Origin of the sequence: Achromobacter sp. EB05 (assembly GCF_044232075.1) — a bacterium.
Taxonomy (GTDB): Bacteria; Pseudomonadota; Gammaproteobacteria; order Burkholderiales; family Burkholderiaceae_B; genus Achromobacter; species Achromobacter dolens.
Genome location: NZ_CP155917.1, coordinates 3,472,179 through 3,489,268, shown reverse-complemented (window position 1 = coordinate 3,489,268; position 17,090 = coordinate 3,472,179). Strand labels below are relative to the sequence as shown.

Genomic DNA, 17,090 nt, shown 5'->3' with positions numbered 1-17,090 from the left:
CAGGCGCGCCGTGCCCAGTTGCGGCGCATGAAGATCGCCGCGCTGGCCCTGCTGGTGGCGATGATCAGCGGCTTCATCACGAGCCACGTCATGGGCGGCCAGGGCGTGTGGGCATGGGTGCGGGCCTTCTGCGAGGCCGCCACCGTGGGGGCGCTGGCCGACTGGTTCGCGGTGGTGGCGCTGTTCCGCCGGCCGATGGGCTTGCCGATTCCGCACACCGCCATCATCCCCAGCAACAAGGACCGCATCGGCGACAACCTGGCGGTGTTCGTGCGCGACCACTTCCTCGACCCGGATACGCTGATGGCGAAGCTGCGCGGCTTCGACCCGGCCGCGCGCCTGTCGCGCTGGCTGGCGCGGCCGAAGCAGGCGCACGCGCTCAGCGACGGCGCGCGGCGGGTCGCGCTGCAGACGCTGGACCTGCTGGACGACCGCGCGGTGCGCGGCGTGATCCAGGCGTTCGTGGTCAAGACCCTGCGGCGCTGGGACGCGGCCGGCAGCGCCGGCGAGGTGCTGGGCCTGCTGACCCGCGACGGCCGCCACCAGGAGCTGCTGGACGCCGCCATGGAGCGGCTGGGCGGCTACCTGGGCGACGAGGACGTCAAGGAACGCGCCTCGGCGCTGCTGGTGAAATTCGCGCGCAAGGAATGGCCGCGCATCATCAAGGCGGTGGACGTGATCGCGTCGGTCGAGGGCATCGCCGACAACCTCGCGGACAGGCTGGCGCGGGCGCTGGTGCAGGAACTGCGCGATGTGCTGTCGGAACCGGATCACCCGGTGCGGCGCGACTACGAGGCCTGGGTGCTGGACTACATCGCGCGCCTGGGCAGCGATCCGGCGCTTGCCGCGCAGGTCGAGGCCATGAAGCAGCGCGCCATCGACCACCCCAAGGTGCAGGAGTACGTGCAGGGCCTGTGGGACGACATCCATGCCGCGTTGCGGCGCGACCTGAGCGACGAGCATTCGGCCCTGGCCGGGCACCTGGAAAGCGCCTTGCTGGCGCTGGCGCGCAAGCTGGGCGAGGACCCGGACCTGCGCGAGGCCATCAACGGCCACGTGCTGGGCGCGGCGCGGCGGCTGACCGGGCGGTTGCGCATCGGCGTGACCGAGCACATCGCGCGCACCGTCAAGTTGTGGGACGAGCGCCACCTGGTCGATGAACTGGAGCTGAGCGTGGGGCGCGACCTGCAGTACATCCGCTTCAATGGCACCCTGGTGGGCGGCCTGATCGGCGTGCTGTTGCATGCGGCGGTGCTGCTGGCGACGGGCTAGCGCGGCGCCCGCGGGGAGGGCGCCGGTCAACCATCGCGGATTTGCGGACATGTCCGATGTATCAGGAAGGAAGATTGCTGGCGAAGCGCCAGGGCGCGGTGCTATTGTCTTTGCCAGTCGCCGGGCCTGCCGTCAGATCCCCGGGACGACCGCCGCCCGGCCGGGCGGCCCGTATCACGCGCATCTCTCCCCAGGAGGCAAGTCCCATGAAGAAATTCTCGATTCTCGTTGCAACGCTGGCGCTGGCCGGCGCCTCGGCCGCCGCCCAGGCCGAGAGCGTCACGATGTCGGTCCTGAACGACGACGGCAGCGTGGGCAAGAGCGCGGGCACCATCACGCTCGAACAGACCAAGGAAGGCCTGAAATTCACGCCCAAGCTCACCGGCCTGCCGCCGGGCGAGCATGGCTTCCACGTCCATGAAAACGGTTCGTGCGCGTCGACCACGGTCGATGGCAAGGTGATGCCGGGCGGCGCCGCCGGCGGCCACCTGGATCCGCAGGGCACCAAGGCGCACAAGGGGCCGCTGGCCACCGACGGCCACCTGGGCGACCTGCCGTTCATCACCGTGGGCGCCGATGGCAACGCCAAGACGGCCGTGGTGGCGCCGCGCCTGAAGCTGGCCGACGTCAAGCAGCACGCGCTGATGATCCACGTCGGCGGCGACAACTACAGCGACACGCCCAAGCCGCTGGGCGGCGGGGGCGGCCGCATGGTCTGCGGCGTGGTGAAGTGACGCCCCGGGCCGCCTGCTAGGCGGTGCCGTTGCGGCCGTGGGCGCGGTAGCCCGGCCGCTCGGCCAGCCGGTCGTAGTAGGCGGCCACCGCCGGCAGCGCCGGCCGCAGGGCGCTGTCCAGCGGCGTGGCGAACCAGCGGTTGACCGACAGGCCGATGGCAATGTCGGCCAGCGTGAAGGCCTCGCCGGCCACGTAGGCGCCGGTGTCCCGCAGCCGCCGTTCCAGGATTCCCATGAAGTGCGCCCAGTCGCGGCTCGAAGCCTCGATGGCGGCGGCATCCCGGTGCGCCGGCGACTGCCGCGCCAGCGCCATGAAGGCATAGCTCCACGACCGGTTCAGGTCGGTCGCCTGCCAGTCCATCCACTGGTCGACCCGGGCGCGCAGCCTGGCATTGGCCGGATAGAGCGGATTCGCCGCGTCGCCGCCATATTGGTTGGCCAGATAGCGGATGATGCTGTTCGATTCCCACAGCACGAAGTCGCCGTCGCGCAGCACCGGCACCATGGCGTTCGGGTTGAGGGCCAGGAAGGCCGCGTCGGTCGTCGGACGAAAGCCCGAGCCCCAGTCCTCGCGCGTGAACGGCAGGTCGAGTTCGACGCAGGTCCAGAGGACCTTGCGGACGTTGATGGAAGAGGCTTTTCCCAGGATGTTCAGCATGATCGCGGCGGGGCGGGGTGTTTGGCGAGGCGCCGCGCGCGGCGGCCTCGATGGCAGGCCAGTCTAGCGGCCGCCGCCGGCCGCCGCCAGATACAGATCGGGCCGGGCGGGACCACAACAGAAAGCCCGCCGGGGCGGCTGGGCGCCGTTCAGTCCGCCACGGCTTGCGGCTGGCGGCGCAGCCGCGCCACGGGCGAGGCCAGCAGCACCGCGAACTGGGCGGCAAAGCCGACGCTGGACAACCACAGGCAGGCTTCCATGCCCAGCCGCGCCGCCAGGGTCGCGCCGATCAAGGCGCCCACGGGCCGCGCGCCGAACGTCGCCGTGACGATCACGGCCGAGACGCGGCCCAGCAGCGCGTTGGGCGTGACCGCCTGGCGCAGCGTGGTGGTGGCGATGGTCCATAGAATCGGTCCGGCGCCGAACAGGAACAGGCCGACCCCGGCCCAGGCGCCCGCCGGCCACGCCAGCGTCGACAGCAGGATCAGGCTGGCGGCCAGCGCGCAGGTGGGGCCGGCCGCGATCAGCGCGCCGAACGACAGGCGCGCCGCCAGCCACGGCGCGGCCAGGGCCCCGGCCAGCATGCCGGCGCCGTAGATGCCCAGCGTCATGCCCACGCCGGCGGCGGTCAGGCCCAGGCGCTCCACCGCGTAGACCACGTAGACGGCCTGCAGCACGAACCAGGCGGTGTTGAAGCACACCGCCGTGACCAGCACCGGCCGCAGCAGGGGATGCGCCGCCACGAACGCGGCGCCTTCGCGCAACTCGCGCCACAGGTGGCGTCGCGTCGCCGTGCGTGGCGGCTCGGGCGGCAGGCCCGCCAGCAGCCCCGCCGCCAGCAGCGACAGCAGGGTGGCCAGGCCGTAGGCGACGGCGGCGCCGATGCCGCCGACCAGCGCGCCGCCCAGCGCCGGCCCGGCCGAGAACGCCGCGCTGCGCGCCAGTTCCAGCCAGCGGTTGGCCTGCGCCAGTTGGGTTGCCGGCAACAGCGTCGGCACCAGCGCGGGCGCGGCGACGTTGTAGGCCACCGTGCCGACCGCGCCCAGGAAGCCCAGCACCGCCAGCGCGGCCAGGCTCAGGCCGTCCATCGCCAGCAGCGCCAGCAGGCCCAGCAGGCTGGCGGCGCGCGCGCACTCGGCGGCGGTCATCAGGGTACGGCGCGCGATCCGGTCGGCCAGCACCCCGGCGGGCAATGACAGCAGCAGGAAAGGGAGGGTCTGGGCGGTCTGCAGATAGCCGGTCTGGGCGGCGTTGGCGCCCAACGCCAGCACCGCCACCAGCGGCGCCGCCGCCAGGGCGATCTGTTCGGAACATTGGGCGGCCAGGTTGGAGGCGGCCAGGCGGCGGAATGCCGCGGGCAGGACGGGCATGGAGGCGACGGCCGGCGCGGCCGCGAAAACGACGAGGGCCCGATCATGACCGGGCCCCGTGGGCGTCGCACTCCGTTAATTGCCGTCGCCGGCCGGCGGCGTCAGGGAATCGGCGGGTAGTCGCCGAAGCCGTCCGGCCAGGACGTCAGCACCTCGTAGCCGGTGTCGGTGACGACCACCATGTGTTCCCACTGGGCCGACAGCGAGCGGTCCTTGGTGACCACGGTCCAGCCGTCAGGCAACTGCTTGGTCTGCGGCTTGCCGGCGTTGATCATGGGTTCGATCGTGAACATCATGCCGGGCTGCAGCACCAGGCCTTCGCCGGGGCGGCCATAGTGCAGCACCTGCGGTTCGTCGTGGTAGATCTGGCCGATGCCGTGGCCACAGTATTCGCGCACGATGCTGAAGTGCTCGCGGTGCGCGACGGTCTGGATGGCGTGGCCGATGTCGCCCAGCGTGGCGCCCGGCTTGACTGCCATGATGCCGGCGCGCATGGCCTCGTAGGTCGTGTTCACCAGGCGGCGCGCCAGCGGGCTCGGCTGGCCGACAAAGTACATGCGGCTGGTGTCGCCGAACCAGCCGTCCTTGATGACGGCCACGTCGATGTTGAGGATGTCGCCGTTCTTGAGCACCTTGGCCGACGGGATGCCGTGGCAGATTACGTGGTTGGCCGACGCGCAGATGGTCTTGGGAAAGCCGTGGTAGCCGACGTTGGCCGGGATGGCCTTCTGCACGTTGACGATGTAGTCGTGGCAGATGCGGTCGAGCTCGTCGGTGGTGACGCCGGGCCGCACGTGCTCGGCGATCATGTGCAGCACTTCCGCCGCCAGGGCGCCGGCGCGCCGGGCCATGGCGATGTCGGCGGCGGATTTGATGGAGACCTTGCGCGCCATTTACGCGGCCTCCTGCTGGCCGGCGGTTGCCTGTCCGTGGGACAGGGCGGCGATGCTGAAGCCCTCGGCCTGCTCGATGCGGATCAGCAACTGGCAGATGTCGGCGTGGCGCAGCTCGGGGTAGAGCTCGGACAGCATGCCGATGCGCATCCAGTGTTCGGCCTGCGAGTTGATCGAGCGGCTCAGCGCGCTGCTGGCCACGCGCAGATTCTCGTGCATCTGCTCGGAAATCTTGACGATGCCCATGGTGAGTGTTCCATATATGGTTTGTATATGGAACGTATGTTATCCCACCGTCGGGACCGGACGCAAACCGCCGCGGGGCGCACCCGGCGTCAGGCGCGCCCCTGGGCGGGGGCCTTTTCCAGCAGGTCCATGGCGTCCAATTGACGGTAGCGCGCCGGATAGATCGAGCGCGCGTAGTCCTCGCACGGCGTGCCCTGGGTGGCGATGGCCATCACCACGAATTCGGCAAAGTCCTCGGGCGGACCGGCCTTGGCGTAGTCCGACGGGAAATTGCCGTCGGATCGGGCGGCGGCGCCCCAGGCCTTCATGTCGACGCGGGCGTTGTTGGCGTAGCTGTGGGCCAGTTCGTGCAGCACGGCGTGATCGATCATGGCCTGTTCGCCCGACATGCTGTAGAGCGTGATGCGCGAAAACATGGTCTCGCCCACCGTGTGCGTCTCGCGTGTCGGGTCGGCCCAGGGCGGGCCCTTCACCACTTGCGCGTTGAGGCGCGTGATGCGGTCTTCCAGCGCCATCCCCTTGGCCAGGCGGATCTGCAGATCGCGCCCTTGCAGCATCGCCTTGGGGGCGATGCCCAGGCTCTTGGCGACCTGTTCCGGTTGCGGCTGCGGTTCCTCGGTCAGGCGCTCGGTGAATTCATGCGGCCGGCGCTGCATCAGGTCGCCGGTCCAGAGGGGATCGCGCGGTTCCAGCACCACCGGCACGCGCTGTCCGGCGGGCCAGGCTTCGTACATGACGCACTTGTCGTCCCCCGCGCGCGCCAGGTTGGCGGGCGGCTGGTAGGCCGACGGCCCGGTCAGCTTCACCGGAACCCGTTTGGCGTCGAACATGGCCTCGGTGAGCTTGAGCGTGTCCTGCACCTGGGCGCATTTCACCGGCGCGTCCTGCGCCGCGATGGGTTCGATCGCGGCCAGCGCCGCCGGCGCGCCGGCCTGCAGAGCCTGGGGCGCGTCGTTCACGCCCGCGCCGCCGCCATCACCGCCGCCATGTTCGAGCTGGTAGAACTGCTGGCTGGCGATCAGGGTGGCGCCGCAGGAGGTCTTCATGCCCTCCAGCGCGGTGCGGCGGTCGGAACTGACGCTCTGCACGCCCTCGACGATGGTGTGCTGGCCGGGGCACTTGGGGCAGGTGACGCGGTCGCCGACGCGGGCCATGGGCCGGCCGAAGATCTGTACGGATTCATCCCCCGTCACCACCACGCCGCCGTGCGAGGTGCGGTCACCCTTGCGTATTACGGATCGCTGCGCCATGGCCGCCCGTTGCTCCCGAATGAAGGTTAAGTCTGCTTACAGATAGGTGCCGTCCGGCGCCATGCGCGGGGTGCCCACGACGAAGGTGCCGTCGGGCGCCATGCGCACCGGGCCGCCGCCGCCGAGGTAGCGGCCATCGGGCGCGCGCTGGGGCGTGCCCGCGACGTACGTGCCGTCCGGCGCGCGGGTGATGGGCCCACCGTCGCCGACGTAAGTGCCATCGGGGCAGCGTCGCGGCGTGCCGTTGATGAAGCGGCCGTTGGGCATCATGTGGAATGACTTGTTCATCGCGACTTCCTGGGTTTGGAGAGCTTGCATGATAGCGATGGTCCCTGATGCGTTTTGTAATAGGGCGTGTCATGTTCCAACGTAACGCGGTTACAGATATGGGATCATCGCTGCTTTCGCCGCCGGGCCATGCGCCGCTTGCGCATGGCTCGCCACCCGCAACGACACAAGACACTATGAGCGATATCGACGCACTGCTGCAGCCCATTCCGGGCGAGGCGCCTTGTGGCGCCGACATGGTCTTTTCCGCCGAATTCGACGCCATCCGCGAGGCCCGCCGCCAGGATGACCCGCACCTGGACCAGGGCGACTGGGTCATCGACATCAAAGAAGCCGACTGGCCGCAGGTGATCCGCATCTGCACCGAGGTGCTGACCCAGCGCAGCAAGGACGTGCGCGTGGCCGCCTGGCTGGCCGAGGCCTGGGCCAAGACGCGCGGCTTCGCCGGCCTGCGCGACGGCTTCCTGCTGGTGGACGGGCTGTGCCGGCGCTATTGGGATGGCCTGCATCCGGTGCCGGACGAGGGCGACGTGCAGCAGCGCGTGGGCAACCTGGCGTGGTTGTTGTCGCGTTCGCAGCAACTGGTGCGCGAACTTCCCTTGACGCAGTCCGAGGGCGGGCGCTTCGGCGCGGTGCTGTGGGACAGCGCCTCGCAACTGGCCAACGCCATCAAGCGTTCGCCGCAGAACGCCGCCGACATGTCGCGTGGCAAAGTCACCCTGGAGCAGTTCGACGCCGCGCGCCGCGACACGCCGCCGGCGTTCTACGCCGAGCTGGAAAGCCAATTGCAGAGCTGCTTCGGCGCGGTCGACGTGCTGGAATCGACGTTGACCGAGCGTCTGGGCGACGAAGGCCCGGCCTTCACGCCGGTGCGCGCCGCGCTGAAGGACGTGACCGAGCTGGTGCATCGTTTCGCCCGCGAGGCCGGCCTGCTGGTGCGCGCCGACCTGGCGCCGGCGCCGTCCGCTCAGGCCGTGCCGTCCACCGGCGCGCCCGTTACCCGCATGGAGCCCACCTTGACCGCTGCCGACCTTCCGCCCACGGCCTCCACGGCCACGCGCGGCCCGCTGCAAACGCGCGACCAGGCCCTGGCGCAACTGCGCGAAGTGGCCGAGTTCTTCCGCCGCACCGAGCCGCACAGTCCCGTCGCCTATCTGGCCGACAAGGCTGCAAGCTGGGGCGAGATGTCGCTGCACCTGTGGCTGCGTACCGTGGTCAAGAATGGCGAAGCGCTCTCGGGCCTGGAAGAGCTGCTGGGCGTGCCCAAGCCGCCCGAGAACAACGGCTGAAATCCCGCCCGTGGCGCTGGCCGCGTGGCCGCCGCTCAGCGGCTGGCGCGGAATTCGATGCGGCGGTTCTTGGCGCGGCCCTCGGCGGTGGCATTGGTCGCCACCGGCTGGTCCGGCCCCGCGCCCAGCGTCTCGAAGCGGCCGGGCGGCAGCCCCTTGTCGACCAGATAGGCCCTGACCGCGTCGGCGCGGGCCTGGCTCAAGGCCAGGTTGGTGCTGCGGCTGCCGGAGCTGTCGGTGTGGCCAATGATCTGCACCTTGTCGCTGTGCAGCTTCGGGATCACGTCGGCCACCTGGTCGAGCAGTTCGCGCCCGCGCGCCGTCAGCGTGGCGCTGCCGGTCTCGAATTCCACCACGCGGTTGGTGAGCACCTTGTCCAGCAGTCCCTGTTCGTCCTTGCCGGCGGCCACGCGCAGGCCGTTGACGATCTTGTAGGTCGGGTTGAGCGAGGTGGCGAAGGCGCTGGCGATCTGCTGGCGCGAGGCCTCGTTCTGCACTTCGCCCTGCAGGCGGATCTGGGTGCCGTCCACTTCCAGTTGGCCGCGGTTGATCTGCTTGAGCGGCTGGCCGATCAGCTTGCCGACGTGTTCCGACCAGTTGGGGGGCGCGACCACGCCGCCGACCTCGATCTGGTCGATGACGTTGCCCACGCCATAGACCTGTTGCAGCCGAGCCAGCACGTCGGCCTTGGTGGCCTCGTCGGGCACGGCGCCGCTGGCCACCACCTGGCCGGGCTGCGGAATCACGTTGGCGGGGACGACGGTGGCGGCGTCCTGCGCCGCCGCGGCGCACGAGAACAGCGCCGCCAGGATCAGGAGAGAGACGCGCATGGTCAGGCTCCGGTGAAGACTTCGAGATAGGTGTCGAGCGCCATGCGCAGCGACAGCCTGGGTTGGTCCAGGTAGCTGGAGAGCTTGGCCAGGCCGTGGCTGGCCGACACGTGGTTGCGCACCCAGGGCGCGTCTTCCAGCACGATGTAATGCTCGGCGAAGGCCTGCGGCGTGGACAGCAGGCTGGCCAGCGTCTGCGGAGAGGCGCCGCGAAAACCCGCCACCAGCCGGTGCTTGCCGCCGATGCGGCCGATGAACACGGCGATCTCGAAATCCGCGCGCGCCAGGAACGGCGCGATCAGCGTCATCCAGTACGAGGCCACCAGATTGATGTAGAGCGGATCGTCCGGCAGCGGCAGCGCCAGCCCGCGGTCGAGCTGCGAGGAGCCGCTGGACATGACCGGTTCGAGCAGGATGCCCAGCGCCAGGACGATGTCGTGCACGTTGGCCGCGTGGCCGTTGCCGCGCAGCATGGCCTGCAGGCGCTCGACGGTCTGCAGGTCGACGAAGGCATCGAAGCCGTCGTCGGCCTCGGTGCGGATTTCGCCTTCGAGTTCGTTCAGGCTCTGCAGCGCCGGGCCGGGGTCGGCGTCGGTCATCAGCAGCGCGGCGGCGCCGCTCATGCGGTTCCACAGCCGGCTGAAGGCCATCGGGCTGCGGGCGATGAAGGCCAGCGGCCGCTGCACCTCGACCGAAGTCGCCGACAGGAACGGAAAGCGACGGCCCGACTGGTCGCGGCTGGGCTGCAGGTGGCCGGCGATGGCCAGCTTGCCGCGCGAGCCGAGGATGGCGAACGGCATCGGCTCGGCCTCGTCGTACAGCGTCTTCCAGTGCGGGTCCTGGGCCAGCAGCTCCATGGTGTTGGCGACCCAGCCGTCCAGCGTGCTCATCAGTTGCGGATGCGAGGTGTTCTTGACGAAGTCGCCGCGGGCCGGGATCTTGCCAAAGTAGGCCGTGCGGAACAGGGGGGACTGCAGGTTGCTCATTGCGGCGCTCCGGGTCGCGTCTGGGCGGAGGAGGATTCGGAAGTGGCGCCCACCACGGAGGAGGGCAGGCGCAGGTTGCGCAGGCCCTGGCTGCCGCCGGGCTCGCTGCCGCCGGCGCCGGGCGCCTGGGCGTTGCTGATGATGCGCAGCTTGACCGGCACCGTCACGTTCGACTTGCCCCAGCTCATGTTGAAGCTGCCGTCGGCGTTGGAGGTGCGCTGGGCGGTCGCGATCAGGCGTTCCAGGCCGAAGCGGCCGGGTTCGTTGACGATCTCGACCACGCTGCCGTCGAAGGTGGTGGCGGTGATGCGCGCGCCGGGCGCGCCCTGCGCATTGGGCCAGACGAAGTTGACCCATTGCGGCGGCGTGTTGCGGTAGCGAAGTTGCTGGCCGTCGATCTCGATGGTGTATTCGGTCACCCCGGCGGCAGGCTTGGGCTGGATCTGGAACAGCGTCTGCGGCTGGCTGGCCGAACCGGCGCCCGCGCCGCCGGACAGCGGCGCCACCCACTGCGCGAAGTTGGCGGTGAAGGTCGGCTGCAGGCTGATGCCCATGTCGCCCCAGGTGCGCGCCGTCAGGATGTCGCCGCGGCGCACGGTCAGCGGGCCGAGGGTGTCGTTGACGTATTTGGCGATGCTGCCCTGCGGGCCGAACACCTGGCCGATTTCGTCGCTGCTGGCCTCGACGCTGGCGCGCGAGGCGAACGGATACTTCTCGGCCAGGGTCTGGTTGAACGGCTGATAGACCTGCGCGTTCCAGACCTTGTTCAGTTCGCGCTCGGCCGGTTGCATGGCCACGGCGTAGGCCTGGATCAGCGGCCGCACCAGCAGCGGGCGCAGCGTCTCGCGCTGCGTCGCCGACAGGCCGGCCAGCATCTGCTCGTCGACCAGCTTGAGCGCGTCGGCCAGCTCCGAGTCCTTGCCTTCCAGCGTCTGGCGCAGCAGCACCAGCGAGCCGGGGCCGGGGTCGCCCTGGTTGTTGAGCAGGTTGAAGCGCGTGCGGATCTTGGACAGCGCGCCCATGTAGTTGCCCAGCAGCGACTGGTTCTCGCGCGTCACCACCAGGCGCGCCACGTCCGAGAACTCGCGGCCCACCGGACCCATCGGGATGGCCTCGCCGTTGGCGGCGGTGGCGGGCGCCGGCGGCGTCTGCCGCAGGATCACGCGCTTGAACCAGCCCACCACGCCGCTTTGCGCCTGCTGCAGGCCGGCGTTGACCAGCGACGGGTTGTCCCACGAGGTCTGCTCATAGGCGGTGTTGATCAGCTTGGCGATGGGCGAGGTCTGCGGGTCGCCCAGGCGGTTCATCGCGCCCACCGACTGCTCGAAGCTGGTGAAGGGCTTGATGGTCACGCCGCGCAGGAACTTCTGCCATTCCTGGGCGTACTCCGTCTTGTACATCGTCGCCAGGCTCTTCTGGATCTGCTCGGGGCTGCCGTCCAGCGTCAGGTCGTCGCGCGCGTTCACGCCCAGCACCCAGTCGCTGGTCTGCACTTCCTTCTTGGCGGCCTCGTTGATGGCGGGCTGGATGTATTGTTCCCAGGCCTCGCGGGTGAAGGTGCCGGGGATGGCGTAGCTGCCGGCCACCACGCCGGCGTCGTTCTCGCCGACGATGCGCGCCACCGTCATGGTCTGGAAGCGCGTGGCGGCGCGCGCCTTGAGCGTGGCGTAGGCGCGTTCGCGCGCCGGCATGCCCTGCATCACGGCGCGCAGGCTGGCGCGGGTCTTTTCCACCAGCGCCAGGTTGGTGTCGATCTGCGGCCAGCCGGCGTCGGGGGCGCGGCTGACGTAGAACGAGATCAGGCGCTCGGCGCTGCGGATCAACTGGTCGCGCGGCATGGCGCCGCGGTTGGTCTCCAGCCAGCCGCGCCAGAAACGCGTGATCTGGTCGGACAGGTGGGTCGGGTCGACGTGCTGGCGATTGGCCATCATCAGGTACGTCTTGAGCGCGTTGTAGGCGTCGTCGGCATTGGTCGGCGAGGCGTCCTGGAACAGCGTGTCGCCGCCCGCGGCATTCGCGCCGCGCAGCGCCTGCGGCGCAGGCTTCGGCGCGCCGCCGGCGGCCGCCGCATTGCCGGACATGTCGACCTTGGCCAGGAAGTCCTCCAGGCTCACCTTGACCGGGCTCAGCATGAACTGGCGTGCGCCGTTGTAGTACTCGGCCAACAGGCGTTCCTTGAGCACGTCGCCCTGGTACAGCCCCAGGCCCAGCGACCACGGGCGGCTGGACGAATAGCGGTCCAGTTGTTCGATGCGGTCCTGCAGGATCTCCATGGCCTCCAGGCGGCTCTGCAGGTCGGTGCGCTCGCTTTGCAGGCGCACCACCTTGTCCAGGTCGGCCTGCACGTTCTGCGCCAGTTGGCGGTTGCCCAGGTACGACCAGCTCCAGCCGCCCAGCACCAGGCCCAGCGCCAGCACCAGGCCGAAGAAGGTCAGGTAGCGCACGCGGGTCTTGGCCGGGCTGGCGTGCTGGCGCACCAGCTTCTTGTCGGCGAAGATCACGCTGGAGAACAGGTCGCGCAGGAAGAAGCCGTTGTGCGAGGACACGCTGCGCGCCTGGCCGCGCGGGGCCGGGCGCAGGTCGAAGCGCTCGGCCAGCCGTTCGGTCGAGGTGCTTTGCGACACGCCTTCCTGCAGCGCGCTGGTGAAGTAAAAGCCGCGGAACACGGGCTTGTACTGGAACGGGTTGGTCTCGAACAGCGTCGACAGGAAGGTGCGCAGGGCGGGCTTGATGCCGGCGAATTCCAGCGGGAACGTCAGCAGTCCCGGCGGCAGGTCGCGGTTGTTGCGCAGCGAGATCTGCGCCGTGCCCATTTCCTTGAGGCCTTCGTACAGTTCGTCGAAGCGTTCATCGAACAGGGCCAGCACGTCGCGGTTCTCTTCCGCGCCGTAGGGCAGGGTGGCGCCCCAGACGCGGTCGCGTTCGCGCTGGTCGCTGTCGGAGAAGAACTCGTTGAAGCCGGAAATCAGGTCGGCCTTCGTGAAGATGATGTAGACCGGCGCGAACACTTCCAGCCGGTCGGTCAGTTCCTGCACCCGCTGGCGCAGGTTCTTGGCCAGGTTGATGGCGAACTCGGGGCCGGCGCCGGTCAGCTCGTCGATACTGGCGGCCACGATGATGCCGTTGATCGGCGCCTTGGGGCGATGGCGCTTGAGCAGGTCGAGAAAGCCCATCCATTCGTTGCGGTCTTCCTCGTGCACCGAGTAGCGGCCGGCCGTGTCCAGCAGGATGCCCTCGGTGGTGAAGAACCAGTCGCAGTTGCGGGTGCCGCCCACGCCGCGCACCGCCGCCCCGTTCTTGTCGGCGAAGGGAAACTGCAGGCCCGAGTTGATTACCGCGCTGCTCTTGCCCGCGGCCGGGTTGCCGATCACGATGTACCAGGGCAGTTCGTACAGGGCTTCGTTGCCCGAGACCTGGCCGATCTTGGAGGTCTTGATGGTGCGCACGGCCTGCACCAGCCGGGTGCGCAGCGCGTCCACGTCGCCGCGGTTGGCGGCGGCCGCGCCGGCCTGCACCTGCTGCTCGAGCATGTCGCCCAGGTTCTTGTTGGCGCGCCGCGCGCGGCGCCGGCGCCACAGGTAGGCGCACAGCCAGATGAACAGGAAGATCCCCAGCGCGATGGCGGCCCAGACCAGGCCGATCTCGACCGTGTCGGCGAACAGGAACAGGAACACGACCAGGGCGATCAGGCCGATCGCCATGAACAGGCGCGGGTTGCCGAGGGCGCGCGATGTCCAATGTCGGCCTTCGCTCAGGGCGCTGGAGATACCGGAGAAGAAACCTGAAGGGCTACGCATGATTCTGGCTATTTTTATGTGGGTCAGGCGGAGAGGGACGGAGACAGCAGGGCGAGTGTGCGCAAAGCGGGGTCCTGGGTCATGACGGCGATGACGGGGGCTTCGGCCTGCGCGCAGGCCTCGCCGGCGACCGCCAGCGTCAGCAGGTGCGCGGCCGCGCCGGTGTAGCCGCAGGCGCCGCCCACGGCCAGGCAATCCTCATTCGGATCGAGTGTGGTGAACAGCGTGCTGGCCAGTCCCGCGGTTTCGAGCGGACGGCTGCCACGATGGTCGGCGTCGCTGACCAGCGCTCGGATGTCGTCCGCGCGCCGGTCCTGCTGCTGCAGGAAGTGGCTGGCCAACTCGGCCAGCATCGGTTCGCTGGCGGCGCCACGGGCGTCGGCGCCGGTGGCGCGGTGCGCCATGGGCGACAGGGCCAGCTCGAAGGCGCCGTCCGGCGGCGCGGCGCCGGCGTTGTCGCCGGCCCCGGCCTGGTTCAGGTCGAGCAGCAGGCCGGCGGCCGCTTCGCCGGGCACGCGTCCCTGCGGATTGGCGCTGTCGACCAGCATGCCGTCCGCGTCCCAGTCCTGCACCACCGCGGAGTCGATATAGGAATCGGCCGAGGCCACGATGCGCAGCGGCGCGCGCGCTGGCGTGACGGGCTCCAGCGCCAGTTGCCGCAGCAGGCCGTCGCTGGCCAGGGCGTCGCGCGCCTCGTGTGGCCGCAGCGTCAGGCGGGCGGCGGGCCAGGCCGCGATGAGGCGGGCCTGGGCCAGCGCGTGCTCGCGCGCCGCCGGCGGCCATTGGGCTGGCAGCAGCAGTTCGACCTGCAGCAGCGGCCAATCGTCGTCGCGCTCCGGCGTGCCGTGATCCAGCACGTGGGCGCGGGCCTCGCGCGCCAGGCTCTCGACCACTTCGCACAGCAGGGCGGTGGCGCGCAGGCAGTTCTCGGCCTGCGCGGCGGCGGGCGCGGCTTGGGTTTCCGCGGCCTCGCGCAGCATGTGGTTGTCCAGGTGCGCGGCGCGCGCGCTGAAGATGGGAAAGCCGCGGGCGTTCTTGAGCGTGTCGTCCAGGTCGGGCCGCTGCTGTTTCGCCAATGCCTCGTGGATCGCGGCCGCATCGCTGCCGGGCGCGGCGCGCGCGGCGCTTGCCAACACCGCCAGCCGCGTGGCGGCCGGCGCCGCCTGGGGCGCCTGGTCGCCGGGCTCCGCGGCCGGCGCCGCCGCGGCCGCGGCACGGGCTTCGCGGCGGGCGCGCGCGATGCGCAGGCCGGCCCAGCCGGCCGCGATCAGCGCCAGCGGCAGCGCGAACAGATACAGGCCGATGTCCAGCCCGGTGGGCAGCGTGCGTGATTCCTGCCACCAGATAATGACGGCCAGCCAGACCGCCCCGAAGACCAGGGCCAGCAGCAGGCCGGTTTTGAGAAAGCGGGTCATGTGGATTCGTAGCGGTAATCGGTTGTCGGGGCAGGGGGCAGGGTAGTCGCGCGAGATGATCGGCTCATTGCGCGGCCCCCGCGTCGCGTCGCATGACGCCGGGGCGCCGCAATTCGGTGTGGCCGAAGTCCATCAGCTTCCAGCGGCCGCCCCACGTCAGGCCGACACGCTCGGCGGTCTCGCCAAACAGCTCGTAGCCGCGCATGGCCCAGGGGTCCTTCTCCGACACCACCACCTTGCCGTCGCGCAGGAACGCGCTGTCGGCGGCCAGGCCGTATTGGTGATAGCTCTGGTAGGCGCCGGCGTTGGTTACGTGGGAACCCTTGCTGGCCAGTTCTTCCTGGCGCTCGGGGCTGCGGTAGCCCTCGATCAGCACCATTTCATAACCATGCTCTTCGCGCATGATGCGATAGGCGGCCAGCAGGCGCTGGCGGTAATCGGCGTCCAGCAGGTTCCAGTCGCGGCTCGCGCCGCCCAGGTTCGGGCGCACCAATTCCACTTCGCGCGTGGTGAAGACTTCGGGCGGCAAGGGCGGCGGCGGAACCAGTCTTTCTCCGGTCAGAAGGGCCTGGATGCGAGGGTCCGGACCGGCCATCCGATCCTCGTAAATAAATGTGTGATTGTGTCGCATGACGAAAGCGAAAAGGGACGGAAGCAACACGACAGCGAGGCCCGCGGCGATCTGCCAGCGGTACGCGGAAAACGTGCTGCCGGCGCGGCCCACGCCCGCGCGCACCACCTGCGCGGAGCCGCCGACCATCCCGCCCGCATGTCCCGCGCCGCGCGCCACGCGGCGCCGCATTCCCTGCGCGAACGCACGCAGGCTCCGCGCGGTTCCCGTCCGGAATGACGGAAAGACCAGCAGCGCGGAGACGCCAATCGCAAGCAGAAAATATAGGGGCAGTAGAACTAGCAACGGTATCCCTCAATCACGAAGGCGTAATCTTTTGTTCTATTCGGGATTGAGGCAAGCGCTTGGGCGTTGCAGACAGCGTCGATGCTTTAGAAATCGTAACAAGAAGCCGTGATCTAAAAGATGTCATCAGGTATTCTCGGACACCTTGGTTAAAGGAGCTTCGTGCGCCCTTGCCGACACGGGATCTCGCATGGCAGAAGACGAAAAAAGATCGCGACCACCGCCTCCTATTCCCAGCTTGCTAGCCGGACGCTCATCCTCCGCGGATGCGCAGCAGTCGTCGCGCATTCTCGCCACGCTCGAGGGCCGCGTGCCCGAAGCCGAGGCGGGGCACTTGCCGCCCAGGCAACGTTCGAGGGCGCCGCTGCGGGTGCTGCTGGTGCTGCTCCTGGTATGTCTCGGCGCGGGGCTGTGGGCGGTCTATGACACGGCGGAATTGCCGGCCGTCGTGGCGCGCATCGAGCCGGATGCCCGGCCCGCGGGCAACCCGTCCGCCGGTGGCGCCGCCGCGGTCGCGACGCAAGCCAACCCGCAGGGCAGTGCTCCCGCGAGCGCGCAGGCGCGCATGCCGGCGGACGCGCCTGCGCCGCCGCCCAGCGCGGCCGCCATCATCGACGATCATCCGTTGGCGCAATTGACGCAGCCCGCCGACGAGGGCGAACCCGCCAATCCGCTGGCGGCGCTGGCCGTCACGGCCGCCGCGCCCAAGCCCGCCACCGCGCCGCGCGCCGCAACGCCGAAGGCCCCCGGCCCGACCACGCAGCGCGCCGAGCGCTCGCGCGAAGCCACCGTGATCGCCGCGGCAACGCCCGGCGCGGCGGCGTCGACGTCGAAGAGCGCGCCGGCGCGCGGCAAGGCGACGCCACGCAATGACAGCGACGCGGCCTTGCTGGCGACGCTGATGGCCTACGGCTTGCCGCCGGCGTCGCCGCCCGGCACCAAGGTCTACAAGACCGACGGTATCTTCGTGCGCGAGTTGCCGGGATCGTCGCTCGCCACCCGCCTCGGGGAATGCCGCAAGCTCGGTTTTCTCGAAAGCGAACAATGCCGCCTGCGCGTCTGCGCGGGCCACTGGGGCACGGCCCCTGAATGTCCCAACGCGCAATCCCACATCGAACCGTGATCGCGCCTGACCAAGGTTTTTCC

Annotated in this window: 15 protein-coding genes; 4 read left to right on the top strand and 11 right to left on the bottom strand. The window is 69.9% G+C overall.

Annotation, left to right across the window (positions count from 1 at the left end):
• The first annotated feature begins 27 nt into the window (after positions 1-27).
• Both AAID08_RS15900 and sodC read left to right on the top strand, forming a co-directional pair.
• Positions 28-1,272 carry a DUF445 domain-containing protein gene (locus AAID08_RS15900; RefSeq protein WP_336236288.1) on the top strand — a complete coding sequence of 415 codons (1,245 nt, stop codon included), beginning with the start codon at positions 28-30 and terminating at the stop codon, positions 1,270-1,272.
• A gap of 206 nt (positions 1,273-1,478) precedes the next feature.
• Positions 1,479-2,006 carry a superoxide dismutase family protein gene (gene sodC, locus AAID08_RS15895; protein ID WP_054502402.1) on the top strand — a complete coding sequence of 176 codons (528 nt, stop codon included), beginning with the start codon at positions 1,479-1,481 and terminating at the stop codon, positions 2,004-2,006.
• 16 nt (positions 2,007-2,022) lie between these two features.
• On the opposite strand, the gene AAID08_RS15890 is transcribed toward sodC, so the two are convergent.
• From AAID08_RS15890 to AAID08_RS15865, 6 genes are all read right to left on the bottom strand, one after another.
• Complete coding sequence (locus tag AAID08_RS15890; RefSeq protein ID WP_054502403.1) at positions 2,023-2,664, bottom strand: glutathione S-transferase family protein; 642 nt, start codon at positions 2,662-2,664, stop codon at positions 2,023-2,025.
• A gap of 149 nt (positions 2,665-2,813) precedes the next feature.
• A complete protein-coding gene (locus AAID08_RS15885) occupies positions 2,814-4,034 on the bottom strand; it encodes an MFS transporter (RefSeq protein WP_336236265.1) in 1,221 nt (406 codons plus the stop codon).
• A gap of 101 nt (positions 4,035-4,135) precedes the next feature.
• Positions 4,136-4,927: a type I methionyl aminopeptidase gene (map, locus tag AAID08_RS15880; RefSeq protein WP_054502405.1), complete on the bottom strand. Its 792-nt coding sequence runs from the start codon at positions 4,925-4,927 to the stop codon at positions 4,136-4,138.
• Positions 4,928-5,173 carry a ParD-like family protein gene (locus AAID08_RS15875; RefSeq protein ID WP_054415514.1) on the bottom strand — a complete coding sequence of 82 codons (246 nt, stop codon included), beginning with the start codon at positions 5,171-5,173 and terminating at the stop codon, positions 4,928-4,930.
• An 89-nt stretch (positions 5,174-5,262) separates the two neighbouring features.
• On the bottom strand, positions 5,263-6,423 hold the full coding sequence (locus AAID08_RS15870; protein ID WP_336236264.1) for a PAAR domain-containing protein: 1,161 nt from the start codon (positions 6,421-6,423) through the stop codon (positions 5,263-5,265).
• A gap of 36 nt (positions 6,424-6,459) precedes the next feature.
• The gene (locus AAID08_RS15865) at positions 6,460-6,741 is read right to left on the bottom strand and encodes a hypothetical protein (RefSeq protein ID WP_231132841.1); all 282 of its coding nucleotides are present in this window, start codon (positions 6,739-6,741) and stop codon (positions 6,460-6,462) included.
• Positions 6,742-6,887: 146 nt separating this feature from the next.
• Here AAID08_RS15865 and tssA point away from each other — a divergent pair, with 146 nt between their 5' ends.
• Positions 6,888-8,000: a type VI secretion system protein TssA gene (gene tssA, locus AAID08_RS15860; RefSeq protein WP_175166905.1), complete on the top strand. Its 1,113-nt coding sequence runs from the start codon at positions 6,888-6,890 to the stop codon at positions 7,998-8,000.
• Between the two features lie 35 nt (positions 8,001-8,035).
• Here tssA and AAID08_RS15855 read toward each other — a convergent pair whose 3' ends face one another.
• The 5 genes from AAID08_RS15855 to AAID08_RS15835 form a co-directional block, all read right to left on the bottom strand.
• On the bottom strand, positions 8,036-8,830 hold the full coding sequence (locus AAID08_RS15855) for an OmpA family protein (RefSeq protein WP_064522811.1): 795 nt from the start codon (positions 8,828-8,830) through the stop codon (positions 8,036-8,038).
• Positions 8,831-8,832: 2 nt separating this feature from the next.
• The gene (gene tagF / locus AAID08_RS15850) at positions 8,833-9,816 is read right to left on the bottom strand and encodes a type VI secretion system-associated protein TagF (protein ID WP_144657689.1); all 984 of its coding nucleotides are present in this window, start codon (positions 9,814-9,816) and stop codon (positions 8,833-8,835) included.
• Complete coding sequence (tssM, locus tag AAID08_RS15845) at positions 9,813-13,517, bottom strand: type VI secretion system membrane subunit TssM (RefSeq protein ID WP_054502409.1); 3,705 nt, start codon at positions 13,515-13,517, stop codon at positions 9,813-9,815. The genes tagF and tssM overlap by 4 nt, the downstream gene beginning before the upstream one ends.
• 119 nt (positions 13,518-13,636) lie before the next feature.
• Positions 13,637-15,028, bottom strand: coding sequence for a hypothetical protein (locus AAID08_RS15840; RefSeq protein ID WP_395756594.1), 1,392 nt, complete (start codon positions 15,026-15,028; stop codon positions 13,637-13,639).
• A gap of 64 nt (positions 15,029-15,092) precedes the next feature.
• Complete coding sequence (locus AAID08_RS15835) at positions 15,093-15,944, bottom strand: M15 family metallopeptidase (RefSeq protein ID WP_054504393.1); 852 nt, start codon at positions 15,942-15,944, stop codon at positions 15,093-15,095.
• A 190-nt stretch (positions 15,945-16,134) separates the two neighbouring features.
• On the opposite strand from AAID08_RS15835, the gene AAID08_RS15830 reads away from it, so the two are divergent.
• Positions 16,135-17,067: a hypothetical protein gene (locus tag AAID08_RS15830; protein ID WP_395756593.1), complete on the top strand. Its 933-nt coding sequence runs from the start codon at positions 16,135-16,137 to the stop codon at positions 17,065-17,067.
• Positions 17,068-17,090: the final 23 nt, after the last annotated feature.